The following is a 15304-nucleotide window of genomic DNA, read 5'->3' as shown; positions in this document are numbered from 1 at the left end:
CTTTATTTCTCCTCTTTTTGGCGCTCTTTTGCGCTTTTTCGCATTTCGTATTTTTCCCAGATACCAGCATACAATATATTTCGCAGAATGTCTACATTTTCCAGGATCGGAAGTTTTTCAAATGCACGCGACGCTTCCGCCGTCATCATCAGCAGGATTTTTTCTGCGGTTTCCTCGAAGTCCGGCTGATCTGCGATGGACAGAAACGGGTTGTAGTTTCCGCTCTTTTTATCTTTTTCCACGTCATCAAGCGCATCCATCAGGTAAATGAATTTTCCGATGTAAAAGCCGACCTGGCGCAGATCATCGCTCCAGATGTCCTCCTCCGGAATATAGATCTCCGCCATCACCTCTCCGGTATAGCCCGCCGCAAGATCGAGGTCTGGATTGTTTTCCTTCTCGCATGCATGCAGCTTTTCGAGGTAATCCTGCACTGCTTTCGTCTGGCGCGGATACGATGCCTCGATGCGTGTCACAGATTTTTTCAAAGCCTTTGCCGCTGTAAACGCCGCGTAGTTTTTCTCGTCCTCCCAGTCATCCAGCAGATTGTAATAGGCGAGCAGCACGTTCATGTCTGCGCAGTATTTTGTGTATTTGTTCCGCAGGCATTTATGTTTTTTGCCGGGATGAAGAAAGCAGTAATGCTCCTCTTCTTTTGTCTCACACTCATAAAGCCCGGTCAGCAGGATGGAAAGAAATGTCATATCAAACGTCAGCATCGCCTGACCCTTTTTTCCATACGCCTCTTTGATATCCTGACACAGACCGCAGTAGTATGCCTGATATTTGTTGTAATCTTTGACTTTCAGGTCATCCTTTCGGATGGTCACATAACCAAACATGAATCGCACTGCTCCTTTTTATCAGGTGTTTTTGATGAATTTTGTTCCGCATTTCGGGCAGCAGATCTCGATGTGGCCTTTTCCTTTCGGCACACGCACCTGCTGATGGCAGGACGGGCAGCGGAAGTAGCAGTGCTCTTTATCCTTGAATGCACGGGTTCCGCCTCGGAAGAATCCGACGACGCGGTTTTTCAGTTCCAGGAATTTCTGGTTTTCCGCATACCGTTTGGAATGGTTCTTGGACATGATGCGCACATCCGCCCAGACGATCAGGACGAGTGCCAGGGTGTAGATAAGGGAGCTCCGTACAACCGCTCCGAAAATCATCATGGCAACTGCCGCCCACATCATAAAATTGCCCAGCTGATCGATGCCGTAGCGGCCGTACATCAGGCGGGAAAGTTTTTCTTTCAGTTTATCCATTTTGTTCTCGTTTCTCCTTTTTCAAAGTATATGCCAATACTCTATCCCTTTTGAGGGAAAAAAGCAATCGAAAGCGCCATTAATTTTTTCTAAAGAATCCTTAAATTTTGCAGTGTCGCATTTTTCAAACACGCTCTGTTTTTTCCTGCAGACAGTTTTTCAATTTTTCATGGATGTTTCAAGGAAGCTGTGCTACACTATACCATGTATTTATTTTTTGATTGGAGAATCCCATCTATGAAACGACTCAAACAGATCGGAGCCCTTCTCGCCATCGCGTTCCTGATCGGATTCGGGCTTGGCGCCATGATTTTTGCGTTTATCGACACGCCGTTTGCACACAAGGCGCTGACAGTCTGCCTCTACTGTGCGATTACCGTACCAGTGCTCATCTATGCCATGATGCTGGTTGCCAAGGTTCTGTCGCACCGCGATGAGAACGACAAATCAGACAAAGGAGAAAAACAGTCATGATTGATACCATTATTTTTGATGTAGGCCGCGTACTCGTCAACTGGGACTACGAGTCCTATCTGAAACGCTTTGCTTTCGGTCCGGAAAAGACGAAAGCAATCACCGCCGCAACCTTCGAAAGCCCTTACTGGCGCCAGTTCGACCGCGGAATTCTCACACCGGAGGAGATTGTAAAAGGATTCTGCTCCCTCGCCCCGGAATACACCGAAGAAATCAAAGAGGTTTTCGCCCACTGCGAGGAAACCATCACCCCGCTGCCGTATGCAGAAAGCTGGGTACGCTCCTTAAAAGAAAAAGGCTACCGCCTCTACATCCTCTCCAACTACTCCGGAGACCTCTTCGAGCGCACCAAAGAGAAAATGCCCTTCCTCCCCTACATGGACGGAACCCTCTTCTCCTACACCTGCCATTTAACAAAACCGGAACCGGAGATCTACCAGCACCTGATCCAGAAATTCTCCCTCACCCCGGACCGCTGCGTATTCCTCGACGACACCAAAGCAAACGTCGAGGCCGCAGAGCAGGCAGGGATTCATGGAATTCATTTTACGGGATATGAAGATGGCGTGGCACAGTTGAAAAAACTGGGCGTTCTTTAAAAAAACAGGCTGCCGCATTCGTGCGTCAGCCTGTTTTTTAGTATTAACTTACGCTTTCGCCGCCTCTTCCATCAGCCGCAGCATCAGTCCGACGCTGCCGACGTTATATCCGGCATAAGCGCGTCCGCCGATGTTTCCCGGCAATGCGAGTATCAGCAGTGGGAGTTTTTCTGCGTCGATTCCCATTTTTTCGGCGATCGCCGGGGCGTCGTCGGATGGGTCGAGGTAGAGGGACATGTTGTGGATTGCTGCGCGGGCTTTCTGGAAAGTCGTGTTTTCCAGGTCGGCTTTCGTGCGGAGAACGGCTGCCATGGCAGCGTCTTTTGCGTTCCACTTCTCTGCGATTTCGATCAGCTCATTCAGAACATGCTCGGTCGGCTCCTCTCCGGTTCCGAGGAAGGCCAGAAGGATCGGGCCGTCTTTGGTGAGATCGTTCAGGGTATGCGCCTTTCCATCCAGATCCTCCAGCGTGATCTCCGGCAGTTCGATGTGCTCTAACAGCTCATCCAGCTCTTTTTTCACGGTTTCCAGATAAATCTCTTTTGCTTCTCCCGCCTTCAGTTCAAACACGCGGTATGCGGCATGCTGGTCACCGTTCGGCATACGCATACTTGTAATCAGACGATAGCAGCCCGGCTCCAGGGTCAGATCCAGTGTTTTTCCGTCGAATGCGGTTTCTTCGTAATTCAGCGTCTCAAACACTGTTCCGTTCCACTTTCCGATGGTCCACGTCTGATAATACTTCCATGCGCTTCCATCCTCCGCATTCAGTGTCAGAACCGCACTTTCCGTTTCATCCTTCAAAACAGCAGCTTCTGTTTCCACACTGTGGAATGCCCCATCACGGTAATACTCCGGCTCCAGGGTCACCGGATTCAGTCTTGCCGCTACATTGAGACTCCGGCAGATTGCCACGAACAGAATCTTCTGCGCCAGCGGACTTCCCTGTTTCATGGTAAGGACGCCGACCGGCGTTGCCATGATCGTGTCATACTCTTCTTCTGGATGGAAGGTAATATTCTTCTTAAGATAATCCATGATCCGTTCCGGCTGCTCCGCAAAGCTGTGTTTTGTCTCTTCCTCAAAAAATTCGCGGATCATGCTCCGATATGGCGTCAGCTCCTCGAGGAAAATACGCGGACAAAGAAGATCCTTCCTGAAAATCTCCTCCGGCAGATCCCCCTGCTCGCAGTCGAGATGATCCTCTAAAACGGATGCCTTCAAGTCCTTCGCATCCTTTAAAGCCAGCGAAAACAGCAGCTTCTTCCGGTTCGGATTTTCATCTTTGGAAAGGAATGCATAAATTTCCCCAAAATTCTCTCCTGACCGACGGAAAATCTCTTCCGCTTCCGGATACGCAGCAGCCTTCTTCTCATCAAAGCATGCTGCAAACCGTGCCTTCCGAAGCCGTTCCGCCTCTGCCATCCGTGCCGCATTGCGCTCCTTCTGCTCCTTTGTGGCAACGACATTCCGTACCGGCACCTCCTTCGGTGCCCGGATTTCCAGCGTCTGCCACCTGTCATCCGCTTCCGGAACCGCCTCTTCACGAAGCACCAGTTCCAGCGAATCCTCCTCCTCAATCCGCATCATGGCTTCCGCCCGGCGTATTCCGTCAAATGCCCGTACCCGGATATCGCCAAGGCCAAGTGTCATCCGAACTTCTCCGTCCGCATCCGCAATCATCACTGCAGCCGGGAAAAACTCTGCCATATTCAGGATTTCAACCGCAATATGCGCTCCTGCAGCCGGTTTTCCATTCTCATCCTTCACAAGAATCTTCACCAGCTTCGTTCTGCCATAAAAATCTGTATGGTTAAAGTAGTACAGCGCCCCTTCTTTTCCAAGATACTCCTCGTTACTCTCCTTTACATAATCCGAGAAGTTCCGCGTATGAATCAGAATTGCCCGATTCGCCGGACCGGAGAACCAGCCGGTATCCAGCACTTCTTCCGGCTCACAGGCGCCGAGGAAATGCCACTCGCCGTCCACAAACACCTCAACCCAGGCATGATTGTCATCACAGTGCGCCCATCTTGGTGTATAGACCTGCCGCGCCGCAATACCGACACTCCGATACGCCGTAACTGCAAACGTAGACTCCTCGCCGCAGCGTCCCTTTCCACTCCGATACATTGTCATCGGAGATGCCGTTCTGCCGTCCGTCGCCTCATACGTCGCATGCTCCGCACACCAGTAATTAATCTCCAGAATCGCCTCTAAAAGACTCATTCCGGCTACACGCCCCATAATCTGCTCATAAAAAAACGGTCTGCAGTCCGTAATGTCCTCGGAATTGATCCGGTCATACAGCACATAGTTTACAAACACATCCTCCGGCAGTTCCTTACACCATGCCACCTTCTCCCGCAGCATCAGCGCATGCTTCACGTACGAAAGAAAAAGGTCAAATCCATATTCTCCCGCATCCCTTACCGGCATCGTACCATACAGAAACTTCATCAGCACAGCCTCTTCCTCACTGCACTGTTTTAATTTTTCTTCGATAACAGGCATCACCGGAGCCAGAAGCTCTCTCCGTCTCTCAAATTTTTCCGTTGCATATTTTCTTAAATTTTCTGAGATCATGATTCTATCTATCCCTTCCTCTTTTTTTCTATCCGTCTCCACAACGTACATCCGCCCACCGGCGGCAGACGCCATGTGAAAAAGGATTCCTTGCGATTTTTCAGGAACACCGGAGCGAGGAGCCTTTTCACATACCGGCTGTGGGTCACTACGCTACATATTTTTCTTTATAAATGAAAGTAATTCTCCGCTGGGATCGCATTTATACTCCCAGAACATAATGCCCCCCATGCCCTTTTCTTTCAGGTACGCAATTTTCACCCCAAGCGACTCACAGTCCTCATAGCTGATAAATGTCTCCCCGTCAAACAGATACGGAACCTTTGCCTGCTCATCCCAATACCGGATAAATCCCCTCTTTCCGATCCAGCTCTCTTTGAGCTCGCCATAGTCACCGCCATATCCTCCGACCGTCTCTGCTTCCATTCCAAGCCCGTTGCGGCATCCGGCGCCTTTTACTCCATCCCATTTTCTGGAATAAAACGGTACGCCAAGGATCAGCTTCTCCATTGGAACGCCTGCATTTGCAAAACCGTTCACTGCCTTCTCCACACATGCGTCAAACAAATTTCCCTCACTGTGATACAGCGCCGCATGATGTCCCGTCACCTTCTGGAAACCGCCCTGCAGATCATACGTCATCAGCTGCACATAATCCAGATACCGGGAGGCCTCCTTCATATCTGTCTGCAGTGCAAAATAAACATCTCCGCCGACTGCTGTCGTTACAAGCATGCCTTCTCTGTACGCATCCAGTGTCTTCCGAAGCTCCGCCAGAAGCAGCGTATAATTCTCTTTATCCGATCTGTCCGACGCAATTCCTGCCAGCGATGTGCCCGGATACTCCCAGTCAATATCAATACCGTCCAGACCATACTCCTTCACAATTGCAAGCGCACTCGCAGCAAACCGCTCTCTTCCCTCTTTTGTTCTCGCCGACTGGGAAAAGCCGTCTGCTCCCCAGCCTCCTACGGACAATACAATTTTCAGCTCCGGGTTGCTTTTCCGAATGGATACTATTCCATCCCGTGCATCCTTTGCATCCCATACAACTTCTCCGTCCCGGATCAGACCAAATGCAATATTGATCACGGTAAGTGCCCGCACATCCTCTTCTCGCATATGATTTAAGTCCGCCGTATTTACATAGCCAATTATTCTCTTCATCTCATAAGCTCCTCTGTCCGAATCGTTTTACTCATTAAAGGTTACGACTTCCCCGTGTCCCAGATTGTAGGTGATCTCATCCTCAAGCTCTACCTTCACAACCGTTGCAAACGGATGAATACTCATCTCGCCGGCCCAGATCCAGAGTGTTCCCGGAATACCGCTCCATGGAAGGGAACCCGTATAGGAGAACCGAAGTTCTTCTCCCGTATGCAGAACCGTCACCCTTTTTACCGGCGTTTTAATGCCTTTCACGCACAGCGTCTCCTGCGGCTTATCATAGACAAAAAGATACATCGTCTTCTGATCCGCCGAAATCGTGCTTCCGCCGAGAAAATGATTGTAATCCAGTCCTTTTTCTGTTCCAAATACCGCTTCCTCGTGGTCATGAATCCATCCGCCAAGATCCAGCAGCACCTTCTCCTGACGTTCATCGAGCGTTCCGTCCTCTTTCGGTCCGATGTCCAGCAGCATTCTTCCGCCGAGGGTAATACAGTCGCAGAACATACGCACGATCTGGCCGCTGCTCTTGTAATCATTGTCCGATGGACGATATCCCCAGGAATCATTGATCGTCGTACAGAATTCCCACTCGCCTTTCGGTCCGTACAGCGGAATTCCCTGCTCCGGTGTCTCATAATCTCCGTAGCCCTGCATTCTCGAATTCAATACAACGTTCGGATTCAGCGTATGCAGATATTCCCTGAATTCCGGCATCTTCCACTGTGCCGCGCTCCGTTCCCAGTCACCATCAAACCATAAAAGATCCACCGTTCCGTAATTCGACATCAGTTCTTTTAACTGATGATTGTTGAATTCCAGAAACTCCTGCCATTTCTGCGGCTCCTCCTCTTTTCCGGCCGGGGAACCATAGATATCGTTCAGACAGTCTTCTTTTTTCATTCCTTCCGGGTAAACCGTGCGATACCGCGGATCCGACCAGTCGATCAGCGAATAATAAAGGCCGACTTTCAGACCTGCCTCACGCATGGCGGCTGTATACTCTTTTACAAGGTCGCGCGCTGCCGGCGTTTTCTTCACAACACTTAAATCACTGTATCCGGTATCAAACAGTGCCACGCCGTCATGGTGCTTCGCTGTCATAACCACGTACTGCGCACCTGCTTTTTGAAACAGCTCCGCCCATTTTTTCGCATCAAACTTCGATGCTGTAAAGCCTTCACACTGTTTCATGTAATCTTCATAAGAAATATTTCCGTTGTGGAACGACCATGACTCTGACACATCACCCACCGCATAAATCCCATAATGGATAAAAATGCCCAGCTTCGCGTTCCGAAACCAGTCCTGCATCATCTCTTCCAGCTCCTCCTTTTTTTGTACTCCCGGATTAAAAGACTCCGGGCATAGCTTTTTTATCCGATCTAATTACCCCTTTATTGTTTCTTCCCATTATATCAGTTCTTGCCCAAAAAGAAAGGCATATTACCGTTTTACACTGTAATATGCCTTTTTTCACGCCACAGGAAATATCGTTACCTTTTCCTGTTTATTTCGCGATTTCCTCGATACCCTGAGTTGCTACCCAGTCCTCAAGTCCCAGAGAGTACATACCATCTACATAAGCCTGCCAGTCAGCATCGTTGTCAATGTCAAGCTCGCCGCATACGAACTGCGCCTGCTGCTGCTCAAAGAAATCTTTGATTGCTGTGTTCGTATCAGAGAAGGTATCAATTTTATCCAAGTCAATCCAGTAGGACGGAATAATTTCTTTGGTCAGATTTGCCTCATAAGCTTCCTCTGTTGCTTTTTTCTCATCATACATCGGATGCTCTTCTACAAACTCGAAGTCTGCCGGCAGATATTTCGGCAGAGACTGCGGCCACAGATTGCCCCAGGAATATTTTTCCTGATCTTCCTCAGACAGTGTGGTGGTGTCAATCGCATGGTATCCGTCATCCTCTTTGTTTACAATCACACCAACCGGTCCTCTGTTGCAGCCGATGCCGTTCTCCAGTGCGAATGCATTGTCAAACCAGCGGCAGATGATTTCCGGATGCTCTGCCTTGTTTGTGATGACAGCCTGGGTTCTGTATACGCTGAAGCCTTCCGTATCGCGCAGCCAGATTCCGTCTTTGTCTGTGTTCAGAACAGGCATGGAGTCGAAATCGCCTCTTTCCTCTGCAGCCGGGATTCCGGTAAACTCTCCGCTTCCGTATGCGATGGAAACGCCGTACAGGTCCTGATTTCCTTTACCTTCCCATGTGGAGCTGTCCTGTGTGTAAAGCTCTACGTCTACGAGTCCTTCTGCATACAGTTTGTGGAACCAGGAAAGGAACTCACGGTATGTATCGCTGACACCGCCGTAAACAACCTTTTCATTCTGGATTGCAATACCAAGTTTGTTCATCGGAAGTCCGAAGTAACCGGCCATAGCCTCGATATGTTTGTTGTTCGGGTCGGTAGAGAACGGGATTTCATCGGAAGCGTCACCGTTGCCGTTTGCATCCTGCTCTTTGAAGGCTTTCAAGACTGCCTCAAACTCGTCTGTAGTGGTCGGCATGCTCATGCCAACATTCTCCAGCCATTTCGTATTGATGTATGGGCTGTATCCAACGGTTGAATCGGCACATACGTACGGAATTGTGTAGATGTGTCCGTCCGGTGCTGTCATTTTTTCTCTTACACCCGGCAGATCCAGGATCGCAGAAATGTTCGGGCAATATTTCTCAAAATAATCTTCCAGCGGAATGAATACGCCCTGGTTTACACCATAGGTCAGGATTGCATTGTCGCTTAAGGTCCATCCGCCGATCACATCCGCGTAATCTCCGGAGTTCAGATCCAGATTCAGTCTCTCCGTTGCTGTTTCGTATGGATAAATTTTCAGGTCAACGTCTACATTGGTCTGTTTTTTGAACTCATTGAGCATGATAAACTCGCCGGATTCGCTGGAATCATCGCAGAAGATAGAGAAGGTGTAATCTCCCTCGTCTACCAGCGGAAGACCTTCCTGATACATAATGCCGTTTACTTTTCCGTCCTCATCCACGGTGTCGTTTGCTGCGGATGCTGCGGATGCTGCAGAAGCACTCTTTGCCGAGCTGCTTCCATTATCACTTCCACATCCGGTAAACATAGATGCCACCATTACTGCAGTTAAAACTGCTGCGACTGCTTTTCTTTTCATGATTTTTCCCTCCTGTGTTGTTCCGGCGGCATTTTCCCGCCGGAAGCGCTTTTGCCTGTCCGTTGTCCGGACTCTTTATTTACATACCGCCGTTTCCCGTGCGGCAGATAAATCGTTAAAAAAACTTCTTCTTGTAAATCAACCCTTCATGGATCCGATCATAACACCCTTTACAAAGTGCTTCTGCACCAGTGGGTACATAACCAGAACCGGGATACTGCTGATGATGATCAGCGAGTATTTCATAACGTCGATCAGCTGCTGTTTTTCCTGCAGTGCTGCTCTTGCTGCCGCAGTTGTTGCTGTCTGGGACAGCGCGGTCTGGTTCGTGATCAGGATGTTACGCAGAACCAGCTGCAACGGATACTTTGCTTTGTCCGAAATATAAACGAGTGCTGAGAAGTATGAGTTCCAGTGACCGACACCATAGTACAGAACCAGAATTGCGATGATCGCTTTGGAAAGCGGAAGTGCAATCTGGAAAAAGAATCTCGCCTGGGTGCAGCCGTCAATTTCAGCTGCCTCATACAGCTCTTCCGAAATGTTCGACTTGAAGAAGGTTCTTGCCACGATCATGTTGTATACGCTTAAGCATCCCGGAAGAATCAGTGCCCAGATCGTGTTCAGCATCTGCAGTCTCTGAATAACCAGATAGGTAGGGATCAGACCGCCGCCGAAGAACATGGTGATCAGGTAAAAAATGGTGATCGGTTTCTTTCCGGAGAAATTGCTTCTGGAAAGTGCATATGATGTCGGAAGCGTTACGATCAGGTTGACCATGACACCGCAGAAGGTGATGATCAGGGAGTTTAAAAAGCCTCTCATAACCTGGTCGTTTTTAAATACTTCTGCGTAGCCCTTCAGGGTAAATCCGATCGGGTGAAGCAGTACTTTACCACTCGATACGGCGCTTGGCGCACTGATGGATGAAATGATAACCCAGTACAGCGGATATGCCACAACAAACAGAACCAGCGTCAGGATAATGAAGCAGGCTGCGTCAAAAACGACGTCCTCTTTGCAGCGTTTTATTTTCTTTTTTGTCACTGCGGTATTTTCTTTACTCATGTTTTTGTTTCCTCCTACCACAGGCTGTTGCCCGAAAGTTTATCAGATATCGTATTGACAATGATCAGCATAACCATGTTTACGATGGTGTTGAACAGACCGATTGCTGAAGAATACGACATATCGTTGTTGATCAGACCGACCTTATAGACGTAGGTGGAAATGATCTCGGATACACTGGCATTCAGGTTGTTCTGCAGAAGGAAGGCTTTTTCGAAGCCGACGGAAAGAATGCTTCCGCAGTTCATAATCAGAAGAATGGTCGCGGTCGGCATGATCAGCGGAAGGTCGATGTGACGGATCAGCTGTAATTTCGTTGCGCCGTCTACCTTTGCCGCCTCATGCAGCTCCGGGCTGATGCCGGCGAGTGCTGCGAAGTAAATAACAGAGCTCCATCCTGTACTCTGCCATACGCCGGTCCACACATAAATGTGTCTCCAGTAGGCTTTTTTCGCCATGAAGTTGACCGCCGGAATTCCGATTGCTTCCAGTACGTGGTTGATAACACCGACGGACGGAGACAGGAACAGAATGATCATACCACACATAACTACGGTGGAAATGAAGTTCGGCGCGTAGGTGACGGTCTGGATCACTTTCCGGTATCTCTTATGGCGGAAGGAGTTCAGCATCAGTGCCAGGATGATCGGAATCGGGAATGATACAACCAGTCCGTACAGACTCAGGATCAATGTGTTCTTGATGGTGGAAGCAAAGTATGGAGAGTTGAAGAATCTCTCAAAGTAGTACATGCCTACCCACGGGCTCTTTGTGATTCCGGCTGTCGCATTAAAGCGGCGGAACGCGATCTGTACACCATACATCGGAATGTAGCTGAAGATGAATGTCAGGATTACGCCCGGAACACAGAAAAGCCAAAGCGAGATGTCTCTCTTAAAGGCGCGGATGGTGCGGCCTTTTTTCTTTGCTTTTGTTGGTTTCTCTTTCATTTCTCTCTTGTCCTCCCTTTTAAAGGTTTCGTGTTTTCCTTGATTGGAGCATCCCTTGTCGTGAACATTTTGAACATTTTGCTTTCGCATCATCCTCGCATGCTGCTTCTTTTTTGTACAACTGCCACAATCAAATCTGTTATTTAAGATTTATCCAACACTGTTTTGATGAATTTATTTTACATTTTGTTTCCTTATTTGTCAATTAATTTTTGAACACAAATATTATTTTGTTACTTTTACGCAATTTAAACCGATACTTTTTAAGCACTTTTCCCATAAATTCTCCTGTTTTTCCCTTTGTTTTTCGTTTCACGGCATCGGAGCATACGATCCATTTATATTTTTATCCATTTTTTGCAAACAAAAAGAAGGAAGCTATGTTTCTTTATTTTGTAATATAGTTTCCTTCTTTGTTCATTTTTATTATATTTTTATGTTTTTTCGTCCGTTCTTACATTTCCGTCACGTTTCCAGTCCACCATTTCTCTGCTCCATCTTCAAGCATCAGCTCGTACTCATGGCAGATGACCTCTGGTTTTCCCGGAATCTGGACAAAATTCAGCTCCTCTTTTGTAAGATGGAACACAGCTTCTTTTTTCTCTCCCGGTGCAAGTGCAATTCTCGTAAAGGCTTTCAGCTCTTTGATTCTTGCCACAACGCCGCCGGAACGTTTCCGCACATACAGGCACGGAACGGAAGTTCCGGCCATATTTCCGGTATTTTCCACGGTAAAGGAAACAGAAATACCATTTTCTTCTTTTGTTACGGAAACATCACTGCCGGTAAACGTTGTGTAGGATCTTCCTTCTCCGAAGGTATGCAGCGGCTGGCTTGTCATATCACAGTACGCCGGGGCAACGGAAGTCCGATAATTGTAGCATACCGGGATCTGTCCCACGTGGCGTGGCATAGAAACCGGAAGACGGCCGGACGGATTGCTGCTTCCATAGAGAAGCTCAGCAACTGCCCTGCCTCCCATCGGTCCCGGGTAGAATGCATATAAAACGGCATCGGAAGCATTTTCGATCTTCTCGATACAGTATGCTCTTCCGGCAATTACAACCGTTACCAGTGGTTTGCCAAGGCGGGCAAGTGCTGCAATCAGTTCTTCCTGCGCGGCCGGAATGTGAACCTTCGCGGTGTCCATTCCCTCGCCGCAGTCCATCGAACGGCTGCCCGTTCCCTTCGAGGCTGCTCCGTTTGCATCGAACACAGCTCCTCCAAACCGTGAGGAGGAACCGCCGACAACGGCCACGATCACATCGCTTTCTTCTGCAAGTGCCATCGCTTTTGCTTTTTCATGCTCATCCGCCTCGGAAAAACCGGACCCCATCGCATAAGAGACTTTCACGCCATCCGGTGCTTCCTGCTTCATGCCCTGCAGAACCGTGACGCACTCGCTTTCCGGCACCGGCGGAGTATAATCGCCGAGCATACAGTAACGGTCTGCCGCATGGTAGCCGATCACTGCTACTTTTTTATATTTCTTTGCAAGCGGAAGCACCGTCTTTTCATTTTTCAGAAGCACAGCAGACTCCCGCGCCAGTGCAAGAGATACCTCCGGAATGCCGGCTTCTTCCGGTGAAAGCATGTTTTCCTCCATATAAGGATGCTCGAACAGGCCTTTTTCAAATTTCAGTTTCAGAACGCGGAGCACCGCCTCATCGATCTGGCTCTCTTCCAGAAGTCCCTGATCAACCGCCTCGCCGAGACGGCCAAAGGCTTCATCCCACAGGCTCACATCAACACCGGCCTTTCTTGCCGCAACGGCTGCATGCAGCGTATCCCCCTCTGTGTTTTTCAGGAAATCGACAGCCAGTCCGTCTGCCATCACAATGCCGTCAAAGCCCATCTCACCGCGCAGTACATCGCGAAGCAGCCATGCATTTCTGTGGCAGTACACGCCGTCGATCTCGTTATACGCCGCCATGATTCCTTCCACACCGGCTTCGCAGCACGCTTTTGCAGACGGAAAATGGATTTCACGCAGCTCACGCTCCCCGATTCTCGCCGCACTCGCATTTACACCTCCGGTCGTCTCGCCCTGGGCGCAGAAATGTTTTGCCACGCTGCCGACGCCGGTCGACTGCATTCCGGTCACGGCTGCTTTTGCCATCGCTGCTGCAAGGCATGGATCCTCAGAGTAGCACTCTTCACTTCTTCCCCATCTCGGATCGCGCGCCATATCAAGTGCCGACATCAGCGCCAGCTCCACATGACCGCTCTTTAACTGCTTTCCGCATGCCTTGTAGCCTTCCGAAAGAAGCGCCGGATCAAACGTTGCTCCGGCAGCCAGGTTGACCGGAAGCAGACCTCCTCCGAGTGCCTGATGGCCATGCGGGCACTCGCTGCTCATCATCATCGGAATGCCGAGGCGGGAATGTTCCATGACGTAGTGCTGTACCATATTGTAGGCTTTCGCGGAGAGTTCCGGCACGATTCCGGTCTTCTCGTCCTTATCTGCCCACGGGTCGGCACGGTACAGGCCGTACAGAACCCCCAGTCCGCCCATGCGCTCTACTTCTTCTTTGAATTCGTCGGTCAGGGTAAATTCCTCTCCCTGCCGCTCATAGATCCGGAATCCGTACAGACGCTGATTGAGCTGTCCCACTTTTTCCTTTAATGTCATCCTTCCCAGAAGATCCTTTGCTCTCTCTTCCGGTGAAAGGGCTGTATTCTGATATGCTTCCATCTGATTTTCCTCCTTATATGCTTTCTGCCCGGCCGTTTTCTTCCTGCCGGTGTATTTTTGATCTGTTTCCCCCAAAATTCTCCTATGAAACGGCTTTATTGTATCTCATTTTTTTACTTTTGTCCACAATAAGTTATATTTCGTTCATTTTTGTTCATTTTTCATGTTGAAATTTATTACTTTTAGTGTTATGATACCTTTCGCTACTAAATTTTGCAAATTACAAAGGGAGGTTTTTACTTATGAGCAAAAACATCACGATTCCGGTTCCGGCTGTCCCGTTTGCACCGCCGGTTTATACCTGCCACCGCGCAAAAAAAGAGTTCCATCTGGACGGAAATATCAACAAACCATTCTGGGAGGACGCACCGTATACCGATGAATTTCTGGATATTCAGGGCAGCCACATGCCGCTTCCGCGTTTTGTCACCCGCGCAAAAATGCTCTGGGATGATGAAAATCTTTACGTTGCTGCCGACCTTGCCGGCGATGAAATCTGGGGTCATTTAACAGAACGCGATTCTGTCATCTACTTTGACAACGATTTCGAGATCTTCGTTGACCCGGATTCCGATACGTACCATTACTATGAATTTGAAATGAACGTTCTGAACACGGTATGGGATCTGTTTCTCGCAGAGCCGTACCGCGACGGCGGCAGCGGCCTCAATGGCTACGATATGCACGGCCTTCGCACCGCTGTCCATGTGGACGGTTCCATCAACGATCCTTCCGCTGAAAACAAAGGCTGGAGTGTTGAGGTTGTGATTCCGTTCTCTGCTCTCTACGAATACCAAAAAGAGCGCCGCGCACCGAAAAACGGAGAATTTTACCGTATGAACTTCTCCCGTGTGCAGTGGAATGTGGATGTCAAGGACAACACTTACGTAAAACGCACCGATGAAAACGGAAATGTTCTCCCGGAAGACAACTGGGTATGGGCTCCGACCGGCGTCATCAATATTCATTATCCGGAGCTGTGGGCTTTCGTCTTCTTCTCCGAGGACCGCGAGGATGCTCCATGCGACAGCACCATTCCGGAGGACGAGTATCGCAAATGGGAGCTCCGCAAGCTGTATTACGCAGAAAATATTCTGTTTGAGACAACCGGCTCCTACAGCAGCAGCCTCGATGAACTGCAGAAAACGCTGGATGCGTATGCACCGAACGACTGGAATAAATCTGTAAAAGATCTTGGATATACCATTGAAACCACCAGCCGTACGTACCTGATTTCCTGTCCGAGTGCCGATCGTGCACATCTCCTCCTTCTGTATTCCAACGGAAAGGTTGAAAAAATTACACTTTAAGCGTATAATATCGGTTAGTAGTTAAAATTTGTAACAGGA

The 15304-nt window shown here is 49.1% G+C and carries 12 protein-coding genes; 3 read left to right on the top strand and 9 right to left on the bottom strand.

Annotated features, from left to right (window positions below; translation table 11 throughout):
* Positions 1–2: 2 nt before the first annotated feature.
* Both DWX32_RS14605 and DWX32_RS14600 read right to left on the bottom strand, forming a co-directional pair.
* Positions 3–842: a DUF5685 family protein gene (locus DWX32_RS14605; RefSeq protein WP_055228501.1), complete on the bottom strand. Its 840-nt coding sequence runs from the start codon at positions 840–842 to the stop codon at positions 3–5.
* Positions 843–863: 21 nt separating this feature from the next.
* Positions 864–1265: a hypothetical protein gene (locus DWX32_RS14600; RefSeq protein ID WP_118595526.1), complete on the bottom strand. Its 402-nt coding sequence runs from the start codon at positions 1263–1265 to the stop codon at positions 864–866.
* A 237-nt stretch (positions 1266–1502) separates the two neighbouring features.
* Between DWX32_RS14600 and DWX32_RS14595 the strand changes: the two genes are divergently transcribed.
* Positions 1503–1739 carry a hypothetical protein gene (locus DWX32_RS14595; protein ID WP_118660430.1) on the top strand — a complete coding sequence of 79 codons (237 nt, stop codon included), beginning with the start codon at positions 1503–1505 and terminating at the stop codon, positions 1737–1739.
* A complete protein-coding gene (locus DWX32_RS14590; RefSeq protein WP_118640978.1) occupies positions 1736–2338 on the top strand; it encodes an HAD family hydrolase in 603 nt (200 codons plus the stop codon). Before DWX32_RS14595 ends, DWX32_RS14590 begins: the two co-directional genes overlap by 4 nt.
* A gap of 48 nt (positions 2339–2386) precedes the next feature.
* On the opposite strand, the gene DWX32_RS14585 is transcribed toward DWX32_RS14590, so the two are convergent.
* The 7 genes from DWX32_RS14585 to DWX32_RS14555 form a co-directional block, all read right to left on the bottom strand.
* On the bottom strand, positions 2387–4924 hold the full coding sequence (locus DWX32_RS14585; protein ID WP_118660456.1) for a transglutaminase domain-containing protein: 2538 nt from the start codon (positions 4922–4924) through the stop codon (positions 2387–2389).
* Positions 4925–5077: 153 nt separating this feature from the next.
* Positions 5078–6091, bottom strand: a complete 1014-nt coding sequence (locus tag DWX32_RS14580) for a glycoside hydrolase family 18 protein (protein WP_118660427.1) — start codon at positions 6089–6091, stop codon at positions 5078–5080.
* A 27-nt stretch (positions 6092–6118) separates the two neighbouring features.
* Positions 6119–7417: an alpha-L-fucosidase gene (locus tag DWX32_RS14575; RefSeq protein ID WP_256372550.1), complete on the bottom strand. Its 1299-nt coding sequence runs from the start codon at positions 7415–7417 to the stop codon at positions 6119–6121.
* Positions 7418–7601: 184 nt separating this feature from the next.
* On the bottom strand, positions 7602–9242 hold the full coding sequence (locus DWX32_RS14570) for an extracellular solute-binding protein (RefSeq protein WP_118660425.1): 1641 nt from the start codon (positions 9240–9242) through the stop codon (positions 7602–7604).
* A 138-nt stretch (positions 9243–9380) separates the two neighbouring features.
* Positions 9381–10310 (bottom strand): carbohydrate ABC transporter permease, encoded by a 930-nt coding sequence (locus DWX32_RS14565; RefSeq protein WP_022463175.1) that lies wholly within the window; start codon positions 10308–10310, stop codon positions 9381–9383.
* Positions 10311–10324: 14 nt separating this feature from the next.
* Positions 10325–11260 carry an ABC transporter permease gene (locus DWX32_RS14560; RefSeq protein WP_022463174.1) on the bottom strand — a complete coding sequence of 312 codons (936 nt, stop codon included), beginning with the start codon at positions 11258–11260 and terminating at the stop codon, positions 10325–10327.
* Positions 11261–11714: 454 nt separating this feature from the next.
* Positions 11715–13955 (bottom strand): glycoside hydrolase family 3 N-terminal domain-containing protein, encoded by a 2241-nt coding sequence (locus DWX32_RS14555; RefSeq protein ID WP_147398117.1) that lies wholly within the window; start codon positions 13953–13955, stop codon positions 11715–11717.
* Positions 13956–14197: 242 nt separating this feature from the next.
* Between DWX32_RS14555 and DWX32_RS14550 the strand changes: the two genes are divergently transcribed.
* Positions 14198–15265, top strand: coding sequence for a carbohydrate-binding family 9-like protein (locus DWX32_RS14550; protein WP_055221380.1), 1068 nt, complete (start codon positions 14198–14200; stop codon positions 15263–15265).
* The last annotated feature ends 39 nt before the right edge of the window (positions 15266–15304 follow it).

It is taken from the genome of Blautia sp. AF19-13LB, from assembly GCF_003479105.1.
Taxonomy (GTDB): Bacteria; Bacillota; Clostridia; order Lachnospirales; family Lachnospiraceae; genus Fusicatenibacter; species Fusicatenibacter saccharivorans.
This window is presented reverse-complemented; position numbering and strand designations above follow the sequence as displayed.

Excerpts from the sequence above, each read along its gene's own strand:
- DWX32_RS14605 (WP_055228501.1), bottom strand. The coding sequence starts at position 842 with ATGTTTGGTTATGTGACCATCCGAAAGGATGACCTGAAAGTCAAAGAT.
- DWX32_RS14600 (WP_118595526.1), bottom strand. The coding sequence starts at position 1,265 with ATGGATAAACTGAAAGAAAAACTTTCCCGCCTGATGTACGGCCGCTAC.
- DWX32_RS14595 (WP_118660430.1), top strand. The coding sequence starts at position 1,503 with ATGAAACGACTCAAACAGATCGGAGCCCTTCTCGCCATCGCGTTCCTG.
- DWX32_RS14590 (WP_118640978.1), top strand. The coding sequence starts at position 1,736 with ATGATTGATACCATTATTTTTGATGTAGGCCGCGTACTCGTCAACTGG.
- DWX32_RS14585 (WP_118660456.1), bottom strand. The coding sequence starts at position 4,924 with ATGATCTCAGAAAATTTAAGAAAATATGCAACGGAAAAATTTGAGAGA.
- DWX32_RS14580 (WP_118660427.1), bottom strand. The coding sequence starts at position 6,091 with ATGAAGAGAATAATTGGCTATGTAAATACGGCGGACTTAAATCATATG.
- DWX32_RS14570 (WP_118660425.1), bottom strand. The coding sequence starts at position 9,242 with ATGAAAAGAAAAGCAGTCGCAGCAGTTTTAACTGCAGTAATGGTGGCA.
- DWX32_RS14565 (WP_022463175.1), bottom strand. The coding sequence starts at position 10,310 with ATGAGTAAAGAAAATACCGCAGTGACAAAAAAGAAAATAAAACGCTGC.
- DWX32_RS14560 (WP_022463174.1), bottom strand. The coding sequence starts at position 11,260 with ATGAAAGAGAAACCAACAAAAGCAAAGAAAAAAGGCCGCACCATCCGC.
- DWX32_RS14555 (WP_147398117.1), bottom strand. The coding sequence starts at position 13,955 with ATGGAAGCATATCAGAATACAGCCCTTTCACCGGAAGAGAGAGCAAAG.
- DWX32_RS14550 (WP_055221380.1), top strand. The coding sequence starts at position 14,198 with ATGAGCAAAAACATCACGATTCCGGTTCCGGCTGTCCCGTTTGCACCG.